Here is a 15,717-nt window from a genome sequence, read left to right on the forward strand (position 1 = left end):
AAGCCGGTAGCCTCAAAGCATATACGGATCGATGCGCAGCTCCGCTATCCGCACGTCGCCGTCGAAGAGACAGATTTCTCGCAGCTCGTCTTGAGACGCGCGCGGCACTTCCCCGTCCGGAAATGAACGGTCTTCGATGCGCAGCCTGTCCAACCGGCGGCTCAGTTGTTCCCCCGCAAGCTTTTGATCGAAATGAATGACGGCCCATCCGGTTTCGATTCGGGCAATATGATGCAGCTTCTCTTCGCCGCGATACAGCACCTGGCGAATCCGCAGCTGCCCTTCTTCCTGCTCGAGCTCCGCCTGAATCGGTCCGCGTCCGTTCGTACCGGTATGCAGGGAAATACCGTTCAGCGCGGCAATGGCCACGTCGGCTGTCTCGAAATGAAGGACAACCCATTCGGTGCCGCTCTCGGAGACATGCCGGGAGACGCTCCCGCTAAACCTTTTCACCATCCACTCGTCCGCAGCTTCGGCGAACTGATGATGAATGCCGCTCATGCTGCGCACGACGAGCAGCATCTGGTCATGCTGGACGCTGCGCAACTGAATGTCCGGGTAATAAGGCTCGCGAAACAGCGCCGGATTCAAGTAGTTGTCGCCGTACGATTTGGCCGGATGCGACCGGATCTGCCCGTCTTCGCGAATGAACCAACGCAAATAGGATATTTGCTCCCCATCGACGCTAAACGAGACCGGAAACGTTTGCCACGCGAGCCCCCACGACGGCCACTGGTAGGAGCCCGGGATGACCGGAAACCGGTTCAGGCTGCCGAGACGGCCGTGATGTCCGATCCAGCTCGTGGCATAGCTGTCGTCGAATACGCGTTCCCTCCGCCCGCGCGGAACGGACAGCGCCGTCGGCTTTGGAGGATGATTCAGCTCCCTTTCGAACAGCAGGGCATAATTGATCCAGTTCCACACCCCTTCCTTGTTGTACACATAGTCGGAATCGGGGGCGATCACGCCGGCAAGACGCAGCATCAGGTTGTCCTGACGCGTGTGGCCCTCAAAATTATAGCTGCGGATCGCCGGCACAAACTCGTGGTCGCCATGGAAGGCGTTGTACGCCAGCAGCATCTCCATATGGCCTTCCAACTGCGCCCGCAAACCGGCCTGTTCCTGCCCAAGCGCGAGACAAGCCAGCCGGAGTCCGGCAACGATGATACGAATGTAGCCCGGACTGATGTTCTCACCCCAGCCCCAGCCGCGTTCGGTCGTATAGTCGCTCCAACGCTGCAAAAAACGCAACGCCTTGGCGGCATGTTCCGCATCGTTCAGCACGTGCGCCAGCGCCGCATACAAGGCGCCGTCGCTGACGATTTTGTTCGAATAATACAGACTCGGATGCGCCGTCTCATGCTCGAACCAGGGCAGCGACTGACGCAGCATGCCGTCGATTAGTGGCCGGTGCGCGGCAGGAATCCGTTCCGCTTTGCATAACACCAGACATACAATCGGCATCAAGGTAAAAAAAGCGGCGTTCGAATCGCTCACCTGCGTTTCCTCGCGATACCACAAAAAAGCGCCATGGTACGAACTGGAAGCATCGACGATTTGCAGGGAGCGAAGCGCCCGAAGCACCTCGCTGCCGAAGGCCTCCTCCATCGTGCCGCACAAGACGGAAGCCGCATAGTAGGCGGCCGTCGGACGACCGGCGTGCGTACTGGCAAGCGTAGAGACCGCTTTCGTATGCCCCGGCCCTTCAGAACGGATCAAGCCGTCATCCCATTGGCTGGAAGCGGCCGATCGGGTAAAATGATCGTGCAGCATCTGCTCCCCGTAGGATAGCTTCAACACATCATATCCTCCTTTTCCCGAAACATCCTGTTATGAGATATTTAAGAATCAATGCCAATGTAACCGATTTCGTGAATGACGGAGCAAGAGGTTCGGTAATCCATATGTTATCAGAAAGCGCTTTATCAATGTTTTCATTTTTTGCGGTAAAATGTTTACTTCTTGCTCTTCGCCGGAAAGGGTTTTCATTGCGGCAGTCGAACTGTTTTGGTATAGCGCAATCGATCGGGAATCGGGGGAGAAGCGATGAAGTTTTACAACGAACTGAGCCAGAGCCGGTTTAAATATATTAGTCGCTCCACTCGCGGTCATTTCGATACGTTTCATATGCATCACGGCATGGAGTTTTTGTATATATTCGCGGGCTCGGTTCTGATGGTGCTGGAAAACCGGATTTTTCAAGTCGGCCCCGGAACCCTTGTGCTGCTGCAGCCCTTTCAACTGCACCGCATCGAACCCGACCGCGAACAAAGCTATGAACGGACCGTGCTTATTTTCGACCCTTACCATATGGACAATCGGCTGCAGCCGTACCCGCAATTCCAACGTTTTTTTCAATATTTGTGGAAAGAGAAACTGCCTGTCCAGCTCATCCGGCATCCGATGCTCGACCAGCTATTTCAGCATGGCAAAGATTATTTGTTCGACAGCTCCGCAAAAGACGAAAAATCCGAGCAGCTGACGTTCTTCGTCAACTCCATCCTGCAGGCGCTGTACTGGATCTGGAATACGCTGGACGAAACGAGCGCAGGCCCTTCGTCTCCGCGGTCCAACCATTACGCCGAGTATGTCATGAAATGGATAGATCAACATTTTCATGAAGAACTGAACCTGGACCAGTTGGCCGACCTTGTCCATCTGTCGCCCTATCATTTGTCGCGCATGTTTCATCACGCGACAGGCAGCACTATAACCGAACATATCGCCGCCCGTCGACTGCGGGAAGCCTGCTTTCTGCTGCAAACGAGCAACCTGTCCGTCAAGCTGATCGGCGAACGGATCGGCTACCCGAACTTCTCCTATTTTTGCCGCATTTTCAAAAAGCATATGGGCAAGTCGCCAAGAGAGTACCGCGACATGTTCGAGATCGGGTAAGCGTCCTGCATTAGACATCAAATACAATTCGAGATAAGATAGGATAGGATAACTAGAAAACGACGCAAAGAGAGGTCCGTTGCATGAAAGACAAAGTTCAGCGGTTTATCGCCATTCTGCTGCTGATTATACCCGGAATCGCCGCCACTTACGGCTTTCTGGCCATGAAGGACGCCTTCTTCGCCCAGTTCGGACCGGAAGACGAGAATCCGCATATTTTATGGGGAAAAATGCTGTTCGGCTTCGTCTTATTCGCGGCCGGCGTTACGTTCATCGGAGGATGGATCTTTTTCCGCGACCGCAAGCGCAATTATGTCGCGCCCCGGTTTCGGGCAAAAAAAAAGCGGCCCTAGACGCGGCCGAACCGGTCGAGCCACCGGACCCACTTATGCCGTTCGATCCATGCCGTGATCGAACTTTTTTCCGCTGTGCGGTGCATAGCCAGCAGCAGCAGCAGCGCGCTCCCCTGTAGCCAGACGGGGGCGGCGTTCGCTAGCGCGCAGCCGAGCGTAAAGCCGAGCAGATTGGAGCCGCAGTCGCCCAGCATATGCCGGCCCCGCAGATCGCCGGGCAAGAGCGCGGCTCCGGCGGCCAGCGCCGGCAGCATCCAGACGCAGCCGGACAGCGGGCTCGTTGCGAGGAGCACCGCCGCCCCCAAGCCGAAGCTTTTCCACGCCCGCCCCGGCCGGACGTCCAGCAAATTGAGCGCATTCGCCGACAACGCAATCGTCAGCCAGTCGAACCCCGCTTCCGCCCAAGATCCGCTCCCCCTCGCCACAACCCACAGCGCCGCCGTTCCGACAAGCAGCGCCTTGACGATTCCCGTGGATGGAGAATGCGTCCGTCGCCATTGCCGCCAATGACCCGCCAGCCCCTTCACCTTCCGTTCCCCGATCGTATCGTCCAGCCAGCCTACCGCGAATACGAGCACGTACGCGGCGGCATCCCCGTTCGCAAGCCATGCCGTCGAGGCGAAGCCGGGTAGAACCGGAAGCCATTCTTCCCCTGCTATGAACAGCGTATACAAAGCCAAATCGAGCAAAACGATCACCGCCCCGGTGCCGACCGGAATAATTTCCCCCGCATAGTTTGGCGCCGTCAGACCGTGATCGTTTAAAAACCGCAGCATTCCCGGGAGCAGCAGCCGAGCCAAACCGGCCATGCCCGCGAACAAAACGAGCGCAACCGCTGCGTTCACCGTACGGGCTTCCTCCAGCGGGCAAGCATCGTCCGGCTGATGTCAATCATTTGGCTCCCGCGATGCCAGAACCCGGACAAGGACTTGCCGGTTTCCCGGTGCTGGAGGGGAAGCGGAATCTCGCAAATCCGGCAGCCGAGCCTGGCCGCATCGATCGTCATGCCGACCTCGATGCCGAACCCTTCCGGAAGCCGGTCGAATTGCCTCAGCAGCTGGCTGCGGACGGCGCGCTGCCCGGACAGCGGCGCCTCCACCTTCAAGCCGGTCAGCCTGAATATGCCATTGCCGGCGAACCGTTTGACGAAGCCGAAGCCTCCATTCACGGCTGGCGCTGCGAAGCGGGCGATCGCCATGTCGGCTTCTCCGCTGCGCAGCGGCGCAAGCAGTTCGGCGAGATGAACGGCGCTCGCCCCCAAGTCCGCGTCGGCGAACAAGACGATCTCTCCTTGCGCCCGCATCCACCCGGTGCGCATGGCCGCCCCTTTGCCCAAGCGATTCGCGTGCTCGATGACAACCGTAGCCAAGCCGGCAGCCTCGTCCGCAGTCCGGTCCGTGCTTCCGTCGTCCACGACGATCAGCTCGCTCCACAACGGCTTGCCCGCCGCACCGCGAATCCGGTGCAGAGCGGTCAGCGTGGCCGCGATCGTCCGTTCTTCGTTCCAAGCGGGTACGACTACCGATACTGATGCGTCCATTCGTCCGCCCCTCCTTCCGTCAAGCTTTGCAGCCTCGCTAGCGGGCTATACCCCGGCTGCATCCATAACCCCGCCCCGCGGGCGTCGACCAGCTTATGTCCGACCAGCATGCGCACCAGCAGCGTGCTCGCCATGCCTTTCCGTCCTTTTTGCAAAAAATCGACCGGCCCGCAATGCGAGCCGACGACGACGAGACGGGCCGCATCACCCTCATAGGCGATCCGCAGGGCGACATCCTCGCTCGTGCCCGGCGCGGTCACGGTAGTAGCCCGGAGCCCCAAGGCGCGAATGCGCTCCATGCCGGGAGCGTGTCCGTCCGCGTATGCATGTACGAACAACTGCGCTCCGCAGCGCAGCGCTTCATCGGATATGCTGTCCATATCGCCAACGATCAGATCCGGAAGGTAGCCCTGGGCGGCGAGAGCGTCCGCTCCTCCGTCGACGCCGATCAGCGCCGGCTGCATCGCCGCGATGTATTCGCGGAGCGCGGACAAGTCCTCCCGGTGCCCTCTGCCCCGCGAGACGATCAGCGCATGCTCGCCCGCCAGCGGCCTGTCCAACGGCGGCATCCGCAGCGGCGTCAGCAGCGTGTCCAGCTCCTCCTTGGCGTACCGCAGCGTATTGTCCGTAAAGTCCAGCACCGTTTGCCGGTAGCTCCGCTCGGCCGTCCGTCTCGCCGCCAGCCAGGAGTCGTAGCCAAAAGCGCTGCAACGAATATGGCGTCCTTCGCAGACGAGCATCCCTTCCGCGATCCGTACGCGTCTTCCGTCGCCGACCCGGTCGAATTCCGCCGCCGCGATTTCGAAGATCGGGATTCCATTCCTTAACAGCTCCAGCGGACCTTCATGCGGGAACGAGCCGGTCATCGTGGGAGCGGCATTGACGACCGCTTTCACCCCCGCCGCGACCAACCCCACGGCCGCCTGCTCGTCCAGATCGGCATGCTGCAGCAAGGCGATGTCGCCTGCGGCGACGGAACGGAGCAGCCGCTTCGTTTGGCGGTCCGATCTGACTGTACCTTCGATAATAACGGCCGACAGCACGCGCTTCGCCTCCAATCGGAGTCCCTCCGCAACAAGTTTCCTTTTCCTGTAGTGTTGGCAATTCCCGCCGTGTCCATGCGTCAAAGAAAAAAACCTTCCGCATTGGAAAGGCGGAAGGCCGATATAGGCGCGCTCTTTGGCGCTATGAGCAATAGTTTACAGTCGGATCTCTTGTTGCAGCTTGATGAACTGGACCAAAAACTCATCAAGCTGTTGGCTCATCTCCAGTACGCTGTGGTCCGCGAAAGTTCCTTTCTTCATGGCTAGCGCCACCAGATCGCCGCGAAGCTGCTCGATCGCTTCGGATTCTTCTAATAATGCCGCGTTCATATTGATCGATTCCTCTTTCACCGTTAATCTTTTTGTATCGTTTTGCATCGAATGTTCGTATAGCACTCATTATAATACGATTCGATCGTCAATGTTTGTCACTTCTTGTCACGGGTATTCAATAATTTGTGGACATCGGACACGTTCGTCCAGCATTCCTGTTTATCCGGCTTTTTGGCGGGTCATGTTTCGAGCCGTATCCGGGAACGGCGACATCATTCCCGTATTTGTTCCCCATTCCCCGACCATTTTTCCTCGTTACCCGTCTTTTTTCATGACAGCTTCCGGTTTCCTGCACGCCAAAACAGACCTTCATCCAGCGAAGGTCTGTCCGCAATAAGCCATAAAGCAGAAAACGGTAATAATGGCCGTTATTTGCTGCCAAACAAGCGAACCAGGTCGTCCAGCATCGATTGAGCCGCATGCGGACCGTAACCGCCGAACCAGGAATCCGAGGATATTTCGTACACTTGCGAGCTGCGGACGGCTTTCATATTTTTCCACAAGGTCAGCTCCTTCAAACCGTTGAACAATTCTTTGTTATCCTTGATCAGCAAAATATAATCGGGATCGATCTCCGGCAGCTTCTCTGCAGATAAAATCTCGTAATGGTTCTCCTTGCTGGTCACCGGATAAACGGCTGGACGCGAAAACCCGAATTCGTCGTACAGCCAATTGTAGTCGGCGTCGCCGTAGTAGCGGACGTCGTTGCGCACGCGCAGCACCATCACCGTTTTGCCTTTGGCCCGTGCGGCTACTTGAGCGATCGCCTGCTTTTTCTTGGCCTGATAGTCGGCGATTACTTGCTGAGCCTTGTCCACCCTCCCGAACGCTTTGCCCGTAGCCAGAAATGCTTCTTCCCAGTTCGCCGCATTGTATCCGTTGTCCAGCAGAGCGGTCGGAGCGATTTTGCTATATTGCTCGTAAATATTGGCGCTGTTCGTGTCCGTGACGATCAGATCGGGCGATAGCGACAGCAACTTCTCGATCTGTACTTTGCCCTGCTCCCCGATGATATCGACATTGCCGAGGAACGGTTTGAGATAAAGCGGAAAGTCTTCGTTTTGCGATTTGACTGTCGATGTCGGCTGCAGGCCGAGCGAGATCATATGGTCGGTCAAATATGTAACTGTCGTGGCGATATGAACCGGAACGCGTTCCAGCTTGCGCTCGCCCTTCGTGTCCGTAAACGTAAAGGACGTTTTGCCGGCCACCTCCTCTCCCTTGACGTCCGCCGGCGTCTTTGCAGGGCTGGCGGACTGGCTGCAGGCCGTCAACGTCAGTATGAGCAGCAGCGCCAAGGCCGCCCCCTTTTTCAAGCTTTTTCGTACATACATCGCATGAACTCCCCTTTTACTAAAAATGTGTTTACCGGCCGCTCGCCGTTTGAAACGGCGTGCTGACCGAAAGCCCTCTCGCATCGGTCAGACCGAAGAAAAAGCATCCGGCCCCAATCGGCAGTCGGGCGGACGCAATAGCCCTAGACTCGTCGATCTGGGCTTCCGCGGTTTTCCAATGCAGTGCCCGCCGATTGATGCCGTCCTCGCTCCAATACAGCTTGGCGCTTACAACCGGCAAACGGGAGCAATACGCGACCGTAACCATCTTGTCCCGCTGCAGTACCGGTTCCAGCCGGGGAAGCGGCGTTCCCGCAAGGACTACGGAATCGGCGAAAGCGTAAATTTCTTCTCGCGACCAGCCGTCCGAATGCGAATGCTTCAATCCCGGATGGACGCTCAGCACGCTGGACGCATTCCCCCGCTGCTGCAATTCGAACGAGCGGCCGAATATATCGAGCGGGAAATGCGTATCGTTGCTGCCGTTAACCCACAGCATCGGAAGCCGGCTGTCCGCCAAATACGACGACGGGTCCCACAGTTTGCGGATTTTCCCGGCTTCCGCTTCAGGCATGGCAGCAAGCGCTTCGCCGTAGATCGTGCCCCGTTCGTACAGGAAGCCGCAGCCGTATACGGGCACGGCAAAACAGAGCCTGCGGTCGATACCCGCCACCAGACTCGTTATAATGCCTCCCCACGAAATGCCGGAAATGCCGATTCGCGTCTCGTCCACCTGAGGGAGGGAGCGAAGGAAGGAATGGGCCAACATCGCATCGGCCGTCGCATGATACATCCATTGATCCTCGACGGGGAGGGCGTAGTCGCCGAACACCCCCTGCTTCTCGGGACCGCTCCAGCGGTGCCGGCGCAGTTCGTCGGACTTGCCGGAGAATACCGGCGCATGTCCCTCCAGATCCATTGCAATGGCCGCATAACCCCTCCGCACCCACCGCTCGACCCATTCGCGGTATGCCGTTCCGGCCCCGCCGTGCACTAGCACGACGCCGGGAACCTTGACGCCGGTAGCGGTCTGCGGCACAGCCCAGTAAGCAAACACGCGGGTTTCTTTGCCCAGGTACGGAAGCCCCTGATAAAAACAAGCCCGGATTCCCGTTGCGGTACAGGACAGCTCCTGCAGCGGATAGACAGCCGGCGGTCCGGTCAGCAGCTCCCGTCTCCATGGCGCCCCTTTGGCAAGCATGGCGATCAGACCTTTCTGTTCATTAAGCCGTTAAGCTTATCTTCATGATAATAATTTTCATTCTCATTCACATAGTATCATTGTCCCGTTTTCTTGAACATGGACAATAAGACGGTCAGGGATGGACGATGGTCACAGGAGAATTGCAGTCAGATGATCCAGCGCCCGGCTGTGCGACCAAGCGGAATATTCCAGCAGCTTTTCCGTGCCGGTCGGGTATACTCGCCACTGCCTGATCGCAGACAGCCGGGTCCACGCCTCGGAACGCTGCAGCCGCTCCCATTGGATGGCCGCCTGCGGCGTCGGATCGATCATGACCACCAGCATATCGGCATCGTAGCGGAACAGTTCATCGCGGGTTACCGTTTCAAATATTTCGATAGGCTTGAGCCTGTCGTCGACCCCGAGCCGCAAATCCTCATAGAGTACGGCCCCGGCATTGCGTCTGCCGTATACCCGGAACTCGGCATCCATAATCCGCCAAACTTGCACGGTCGCTCCGCCCCATTTTCTCCGCACGCGACGGCTGGCCGACTCCGCTTTGCGGTCGTAAGCGGCGAGCCACGCCTCCGCCTCCCCGGCGCGCTCCACCGCCTTCGCCATCTGCTGCAGTTGGCGGCGCCAATCGTCGCCGAGCCAGCCGATCGGGATCGTCGGGGCGATGCGCTCCAGTTCCGCCCTTGCCCCCTCGTGGAGACAATCCGTGCAGAAGATCAGCTCCGGCGACGCCTGCTCCAGCATCAGCAAATTATGCGCCCACACCGGGCCCTCCCCTTCCTCGCAGGAATGCAGCCGGAGCATCGTTCCGTATTCGTCGTGATGTTCGTAAAACGCAGCGGCTCTGGGGCGCAACCGCAAAGCCAGCAGATTTCCGGACAACGGCTCGGAGACGCTCGCGATGCTGAAGCTGCGGCTGCGGATATATGCGGAAGGCGGAAGCCCTTTTTTCTGCTTAAACCGCCTGCTGAAATAAAACTCGTCCTCGAAACCGACCCGAGCCGCGGCCTCCTTCACCGTTCCGTGCAGGAACAACAACTCTTCCGCCCGCTCCAGACGCAACCCCAGCATATAGTCGGACGGACTTTCACCTTTATACCGCAAGAAGGCCGCGCTGAAATACCCCGGGCTCAGCCCCGCCATCTGCGCCAACTCGTCCCGCGGCAGGTCGCGCTCCAGATGCTGCTCCATATAACGGACGACGCGGGCAATAGCCGCTTCCGTCGTCTCTTCCGGCCCAGGACGACGCTCGGCAGCAGCCAGCAGCTCCAATAGGCGATACAGCCCAGCCTGTCCCCGGAAACCGTCCTGTTCCCCTTCTTCCAGCTTCATCAGCTCGCTGCAGCAGCGAAGCAGAGGCGCAAAATCCGGTGCAATCATCCGCACTTCTTCAGCGGTCACACGCTCGTACCGGTGCAGCTTCGTCTCGCCGTACACCTCGTAGCGCACGAGACAGCCCTCAAACGGCTGTCGGTCCGCCCACAGCCGGAAGGGGCGGTCCGACGTCAGCAACCATACTTCCCCCCGGCTTGCCGCACGGGCTCCCTCGCCGAAGTCCAGCATACCGCTGCCCTTTAAAACGATAATCGCAACATCTCCGCCTCCCGTAGCTTCGAAGGGGTTCGAGCCAACAGAAAGCCCGACTGCGCAGACCTCTGCGAGTCTGTACAGCCGGGTTCCGGCATTGAAAATAGTATTCATAAAACGATCCCGCCCTCCGTTCCTTTTCTGTTCCGTTCCCTCTATATTAGCAGGTTTGCGGCTGCTGAGAAAACGTTAGAGGCGCGTTTCGACCATCCTTCTTTGACAAACCCCTCGGCTTCTGCCGAAGCTTCTTTGTCGGGAGCCGCTTCGTTACTATCCGCATCAAACATGAGTATGCAAAAAAATGCCGGCTGCGCATTCGGCAGACGGCGAGGATTGACTATTGCCCTTTCAGCACGATTCGACGCCCCCGTCAAAGCGATGGCCGATGAAGCGCTAAGAACGTTCGGCCAGATCTTTCTCTCCCAATCTCCATGGAACTTATGTTTCCGTGTTTTCTTTAATACGTGTAAGCAGTTTAATCGTCTCGCCAAAACCTACAAAAACCATACCGCTGAACAGACTTGAAATAATTAACGTTACCCCGTAAACCCACCTTAACGGATGGGGGTCCGGACTAAAGGAACGTGTGGAGCCCGGATCTTCCAATGCTGCAATAATAAAAACTCCGGCTATAATTCCGACAATCAAAATGCCTACACCCAATGTATGAAGAACGTTTGCAATCGGATTAGTGGCATAAGAAACAGGACGATTGCCGGACGATTCTTCTTGAATAATATGATCAAGCTCCGTACTCATGGTTTTTTTAGCCTCTCTTTCTTTGAGCAAGCGAAAACGATACGAAAAAGTTTACAAATGATAGAGCTGCAATAAAGTTTAATAAAGTCAAAAGGATAAAATGAGATTTGGAGTTCTCTGTATATTCAACCACGTCAGTATTTAATAACACGTTATAGAAAGTTGTAATGCACATCAAAATGGCGCCGCATAAAGCAATGAAAGTTGCCGCTTTAAGCTTCAAATTTCAATCCCTCCTTTCTTTTATTCGATTCATTTCAAGTAGTCAATCCATAACTTCCATGATTTAGAAATGAACTTTTAAACCTATTCACCACAAAAAAGCAAAGACCTATAAGTCTTAAGGACTCATAAAACACTCGTTAATTGGTACGAAAGTCACTTAATACCTTACCACAATCCGCCAAATTTAGGCAATACCAGATCGCGTCCATGTAAATGGGTCATAAGTTATATATTTTTGAAGTTTTCTTTCAGATGTGACTTAAAATCCGTGGAAATATTTAAAAGTGACCGTTACAATAAAAAATGTTGATTTTATCGTTGTGGGGCGACTTTAGACAAAACAGACGGGAGGAACCCTTTAAGCGAGTAATAGGACCCGCAAGCGGTATTTTAACAAATTGAAAAGACAAAGCAGGTGCATAGGATGAAAAAAATTTCAACAAGTCTAGTTCTGGCAGCCATTCTGTTCCATCTATTTCTGAGCAGCGGCAGTGTACAGGCAGAATTCCAGACACCGACTCTGAAGGACATCTCCGGTCATTGGGCGGAAGCGCAAATCCAAAAAGCGGTTTCTACCGGCTTCGTAACGGGTTATTCGGATGGAACTTTCAAGCCGGAAGCTACGATTACAGGCGAAGAGTTTATAACGATGATGATCAAAGCATTGCAGTATCCCGTAGAAGCACCGCGCTTAGGCGAATCTTGGTTCGCCCCTTACAAGCAAGCGGCAACAAGCCATGAGCTTTATAATGACGACTATCCGTCCGGATTGGACAAACCTATAGCCCGCGCCGAAATTGCGGCTACCTTGGTAAGAGCAACTCAAAATCCGATATTTGATAAGATGATCAAGGAAGAGATGCAAAAAAGATTCCCGCTGCAAACATTTGCAAACGACCCAGCAAGAAAGTCAATTGAAGCCGGACCCGATTTTGCCGGCGATTTCAACCTTGTCTACGATCACCCGGAACAAGTCGTAACCAAACTGGAACAAGCGTTAGCGTCGGTTAAGAATCGGATCCCTCCCCAATTAATAACGGATACCGATGAATGCAGAAAAGACGCAAACATGTGCGGATATCTGATTTCCAACGAGCAATCCTATGTGGAGGACTTCCTAAAAAACATCAAAAACGGATTGGACCCGATTCAGCAATTAAAAAAGGACCAAACCTCTTCGCAGAACCGAATGATCTATGAAGCCGCTTCGCGAGGCTTATTAACGGGGAACGGGAACGGGATGCTTTCGCTCGACTCCAAAGTGACTCGTGCCCAAGCGGTTACCTTTGTTAATCGAGTGATCGCTTTTAACGCAGGACAACAATTCCAGACGGACAAACATACTGTCGCTGCTGCCGAGGTGGTATGGCACAAGTCCAATGTAATGACCATGGTGCCGAGATACTTTTCTGCCTACAACTACGGGGCGTTCGAATTCGACGATCAAGGATGGGCTTCTACTTCGATAAACGGTCTTGTTTCGTGTACGACTACCGCTTTTCTTGCTGTTGATTTGGATGACCCTGATGATCCCAACCGCAAATGGCTATCCGACGATTTGCGTTGGGGGCAAAGTCCGGTCCTTCACTCGTTGGACGGAGTTAGCGGATATGCTTTGCTTTCCATTAGCGAATTAACATTGGAACAGCAATCGGCCTTCTACCATAATTCATGCGGAATCAGCGTTTCGAATGACGATTGGACAAGAATCGATGAACCCACAGAACAAAATATAAATGCCAAAAAGCCGCAGTCGCTATTTTCATTGGGTGTGTTGGAGCAAAGAGAAGAGGATAGAATTCGGATAAAGCCAAAGTTGATCGATGCGGGAACTGCAACCATTCAAGTATCCGGGTATATCGTCCCGAAAGACTTCGTTTCCAAAAATCAGATTACGGTCTACTACATCCCAATCGATAATGTGACCGGAGGAACTCCGCATAAGCTGATTTCGCGATCGCATGTTAATGAAACTTATAAATAATACCGTATAATCATTCACAAAAATACCGCTCCCTTTACTGGTTTCGAAAGAAACCAATAAAGAAGCGGTATTTGTCGTTTACGCGCTTACACTTCTATTCTTCCCTCTTTCACGACACCTTATGCTCAATCCGCAGCTTGTCCGCCACCATCGCGATGAACTCGGAATTGGTCGGTTTGCTCTTGGAGATATTAATCGTGTACCCGAACAGGTGGCTGATGCTGTCGATGTTGCCGCGCGTCCAGGCGACTTCGATCGCGTGGCGGATGGCGCGTTCGACGCGAGACGGCGTCGTTTTGTATTTGTCGGCAATGGCCGGATAGAGCGTTTTCGTGATCGCTCCCAATATTTCGATATTGTTGTACACCATGGTGATCGCTTCGCGCAAATACTGGTACCCTTTGATATGCGCCGGCACGCCGATTTCGTGAATGATGCTCGTGATGTTGGCATCCAGGTTGCGGCCTTTCGTAATCGGCACCACATTCGGCTTGGACGAGACGTGCGATGTCATCGGACTGGTGTTCGTAACGAGCTGGCGAATTCGATTGGTCAAAATCTCCATATCGAACGGTTTTAAAATGTAATACGAGGCTCCCAGCTGAACCGCCTTCTGGGTGATGTTCTCCTGCCCGAAAGCAGTGAGCATAATGATTTTGGGCTGAGGGTTCAAGTTCATTTCCCGGAGCTTTTCCAATACGCCGAGGCCGTCGAGGTGTGGCATGATGATATCGAGAATGAGCACATCCGGCGCTTTGCTGTTGTGCTCCATATAAGACAACACATCATTGCCGTTGTAGGCAACTCCAGCCACAACCATATCGTTTTGTTCGGAAATAAATTCCGAAAGCAGGTTTGTGAATTCTCGGTTGTCATCAGCCAATAACACTTCGATCTTTTGCAACATTAGTTCCTCCTCATTGGTCGAAAAAGTGATGGGTTTACTACCACTCTTACATATTTTCGACAAGGCGGTTCGTTTTCCTTCTGTCGAAAAATTTTTTTCTTTTATTTTTTTCGAAAATGATCTATAATAAATATTTTTCCTTACATTCTCTTACGGTTCGACAAAAAACGAAAAATCTTAAGGCCCGTTAACCGGCCTTAAGATTTTGCTGTGTGTTCGGATTGATGACGACGCCGGCGTCCTGCAGCATCCACTCGATAAAACACCCGTAACCGGAAGTCGGATCGTTGACGAAAACGTGGGTGACCGCGCCGATCATTTTGCCGTTCTGGATAATCGGGCTGCCGCTCATGCCCTGTACGATGCCTCCGGTCTTGTCCAACAGACGAGGATCGGTAATCTTGATAACCATGCCCTTTGTGGCCGGGAACTCCTGCCGGGAGACGTGGACGACCTCGATATCGAACTTCTCGACCTTTTGCCCGGAGACGACGGTGTAAATATGCGCCGGACCTTCCTTCACTTCTTCCGCGAAAGCGACGGGAATGGCTTCTTTCTCGATGCTGTGCTCCGGTGCGCTGAACATTTTGCCGAAGATGCCGAATGCGGTATTTTTCTCGATGTTTCCTAATATTTTGCTCTCGTTGATAAAGATGGCCCGTTTTTCCCCAGGCTCGCCGTTCTGGCTCTTGGCGATCGAGGTGACGTTGGAGTGCACGATCTGACCGTCGCCGACGGAGATCGGCGTTTGCGTGTCCATGTCCGTAATGACATGGCCCAATGCGCCGTATACGCCCTGGTCGGGTGCATAAAACGTAAGCGTGCCGACGCCCGCCGCCGAGTCGCGGATGTACAAGCCGAGCCTGTACGATTTTTCGAGAATATCGAAGGCCGGCGTAATGTCCGCGCGAATCTGCGTGTCGTTGCGGCGGATTTTCAGCGAGAGCGGCTTTTTCTGCTCCCCGGCTTTTTTCACCAGATCCGCCACCTTCGTGACGTCGTTAATGTACGTGCCGTCCACTTCCTGAATCAGATCGCCGACTTGAATTTTCGCTTCCTCGCCGGGAGACATTTTCTTGTTCTCGGCTACGGAGACGAGATGATGACCGACGACCATAATGCCGTCCGACTTGATTTTGACCCCGATCGTCTGCCCGCCGGGAATCACCTTGAGATCGGGCATCACATTCACTTTGACCGTCTTCAACGGGATTTTGCCAAACAGCCGCAGCTGTAATTGGGTCTCGCCGCTGCTTGCCGACTCCAGCGAGATCGGCCGGTTCAGATCGACCTGGAACGAATGCTCGGCGCTGCCGTTCACTTTGACCACATCCGGATTGACCGTCGCCTGCGCGTGAACCGGCATCGACAAGCGGAGCTCTTTCTCTTGCCCGGTAAACAACCTCAACTCGTTGGGGAACGACGCGAAGCTTTGAAAAGGAGTGGAAATACTGCCCAAACAAACGAAGAAGACGAGAATAAGACCCATCAATCTTTTTCTTTTGCCGGAATCCAACTCGAACCACGCTCCTTTACGCATGCTGCCTGACTGGGCGTTT

The 15,717-nt window shown here is 54.7% G+C and carries 14 protein-coding genes; 3 read left to right on the top strand and 11 right to left on the bottom strand.

The window, feature by feature from the left end; all coding sequences use genetic code 11:
• Positions 1–12: 12 nt before the first annotated feature.
• Positions 13–1,800, bottom strand: coding sequence for a hypothetical protein (locus ABD796_RS13980; RefSeq protein ID WP_344908721.1), 1,788 nt, complete (start codon positions 1,798–1,800; stop codon positions 13–15).
• A gap of 246 nt (positions 1,801–2,046) precedes the next feature.
• On the opposite strand from ABD796_RS13980, the gene ABD796_RS13985 reads away from it, so the two are divergent.
• A complete protein-coding gene (locus ABD796_RS13985; protein ID WP_344908722.1) occupies positions 2,047–2,895 on the top strand; it encodes an AraC family transcriptional regulator in 849 nt (282 codons plus the stop codon).
• A gap of 83 nt (positions 2,896–2,978) precedes the next feature.
• On the top strand, positions 2,979–3,248 hold the full coding sequence (locus tag ABD796_RS13990) for a DUF2627 domain-containing protein (protein WP_344908723.1): 270 nt from the start codon (positions 2,979–2,981) through the stop codon (positions 3,246–3,248).
• On the opposite strand, the gene ABD796_RS13995 is transcribed toward ABD796_RS13990, so the two are convergent.
• From ABD796_RS13995 to ABD796_RS14030, 8 genes are all read right to left on the bottom strand, one after another.
• Positions 3,245–4,093, bottom strand: coding sequence for a hypothetical protein (locus ABD796_RS13995; RefSeq protein ID WP_344908724.1), 849 nt, complete (start codon positions 4,091–4,093; stop codon positions 3,245–3,247). The genes ABD796_RS13990 and ABD796_RS13995 overlap by 4 nt on opposite strands.
• A complete protein-coding gene (locus ABD796_RS14000) occupies positions 4,090–4,788 on the bottom strand; it encodes a glycosyltransferase family 2 protein (protein WP_344908725.1) in 699 nt (232 codons plus the stop codon). Before ABD796_RS14000 ends, ABD796_RS13995 begins: the two co-directional genes overlap by 4 nt.
• The gene (steA, locus tag ABD796_RS14005; RefSeq protein ID WP_344908726.1) at positions 4,767–5,846 is read right to left on the bottom strand and encodes a putative cytokinetic ring protein SteA; all 1,080 of its coding nucleotides are present in this window, start codon (positions 5,844–5,846) and stop codon (positions 4,767–4,769) included. Before steA ends, ABD796_RS14000 begins: the two co-directional genes overlap by 22 nt.
• Before the next feature lie 141 nt (positions 5,847–5,987).
• On the bottom strand, positions 5,988–6,161 hold the full coding sequence (locus tag ABD796_RS14010) for an aspartyl-phosphate phosphatase Spo0E family protein (RefSeq protein WP_344908727.1): 174 nt from the start codon (positions 6,159–6,161) through the stop codon (positions 5,988–5,990).
• A gap of 371 nt (positions 6,162–6,532) precedes the next feature.
• Positions 6,533–7,498 (bottom strand): ABC transporter substrate-binding protein, encoded by a 966-nt coding sequence (locus ABD796_RS14015; RefSeq protein WP_344908728.1) that lies wholly within the window; start codon positions 7,496–7,498, stop codon positions 6,533–6,535.
• A gap of 31 nt (positions 7,499–7,529) precedes the next feature.
• Positions 7,530–8,699, bottom strand: coding sequence for an alpha/beta hydrolase family protein (locus tag ABD796_RS14020; RefSeq protein WP_344908729.1), 1,170 nt, complete (start codon positions 8,697–8,699; stop codon positions 7,530–7,532).
• 132 nt (positions 8,700–8,831) lie between these two features.
• The gene (locus ABD796_RS14025) at positions 8,832–10,397 is read right to left on the bottom strand and encodes a helix-turn-helix domain-containing protein (RefSeq protein WP_344908730.1); all 1,566 of its coding nucleotides are present in this window, start codon (positions 10,395–10,397) and stop codon (positions 8,832–8,834) included.
• Between the two features lie 324 nt (positions 10,398–10,721).
• Positions 10,722–11,042, bottom strand: a complete 321-nt coding sequence (locus ABD796_RS14030; RefSeq protein WP_344908731.1) for a hypothetical protein — start codon at positions 11,040–11,042, stop codon at positions 10,722–10,724.
• 649 nt (positions 11,043–11,691) lie between these two features.
• Between ABD796_RS14030 and ABD796_RS14035 the strand changes: the two genes are divergently transcribed.
• Entirely contained in the window at positions 11,692–13,251 is a 1,560-nt protein-coding gene (locus ABD796_RS14035) for an S-layer homology domain-containing protein (protein WP_344908732.1), read from the top strand.
• Between the two features lie 109 nt (positions 13,252–13,360).
• Here the strand turns inward: ABD796_RS14035 and spo0A are convergent, their stop codons facing one another.
• Positions 13,361–14,155, bottom strand: coding sequence for a sporulation transcription factor Spo0A (gene spo0A, locus ABD796_RS14040; protein ID WP_344908956.1), 795 nt, complete (start codon positions 14,153–14,155; stop codon positions 13,361–13,363).
• A 190-nt stretch (positions 14,156–14,345) separates the two neighbouring features.
• Complete coding sequence (gene spoIVB / locus ABD796_RS14045) at positions 14,346–15,674, bottom strand: SpoIVB peptidase (protein WP_344908733.1); 1,329 nt, start codon at positions 15,672–15,674, stop codon at positions 14,346–14,348.
• Between the last annotated feature and the right edge of the window lie 43 nt (positions 15,675–15,717).

The organism is Paenibacillus hodogayensis, from assembly GCF_039536325.1.
In the GTDB taxonomy this organism is placed as follows: Bacteria; Bacillota; Bacilli; order Paenibacillales; family NBRC-103111; genus Paenibacillus_AB; species Paenibacillus_AB hodogayensis.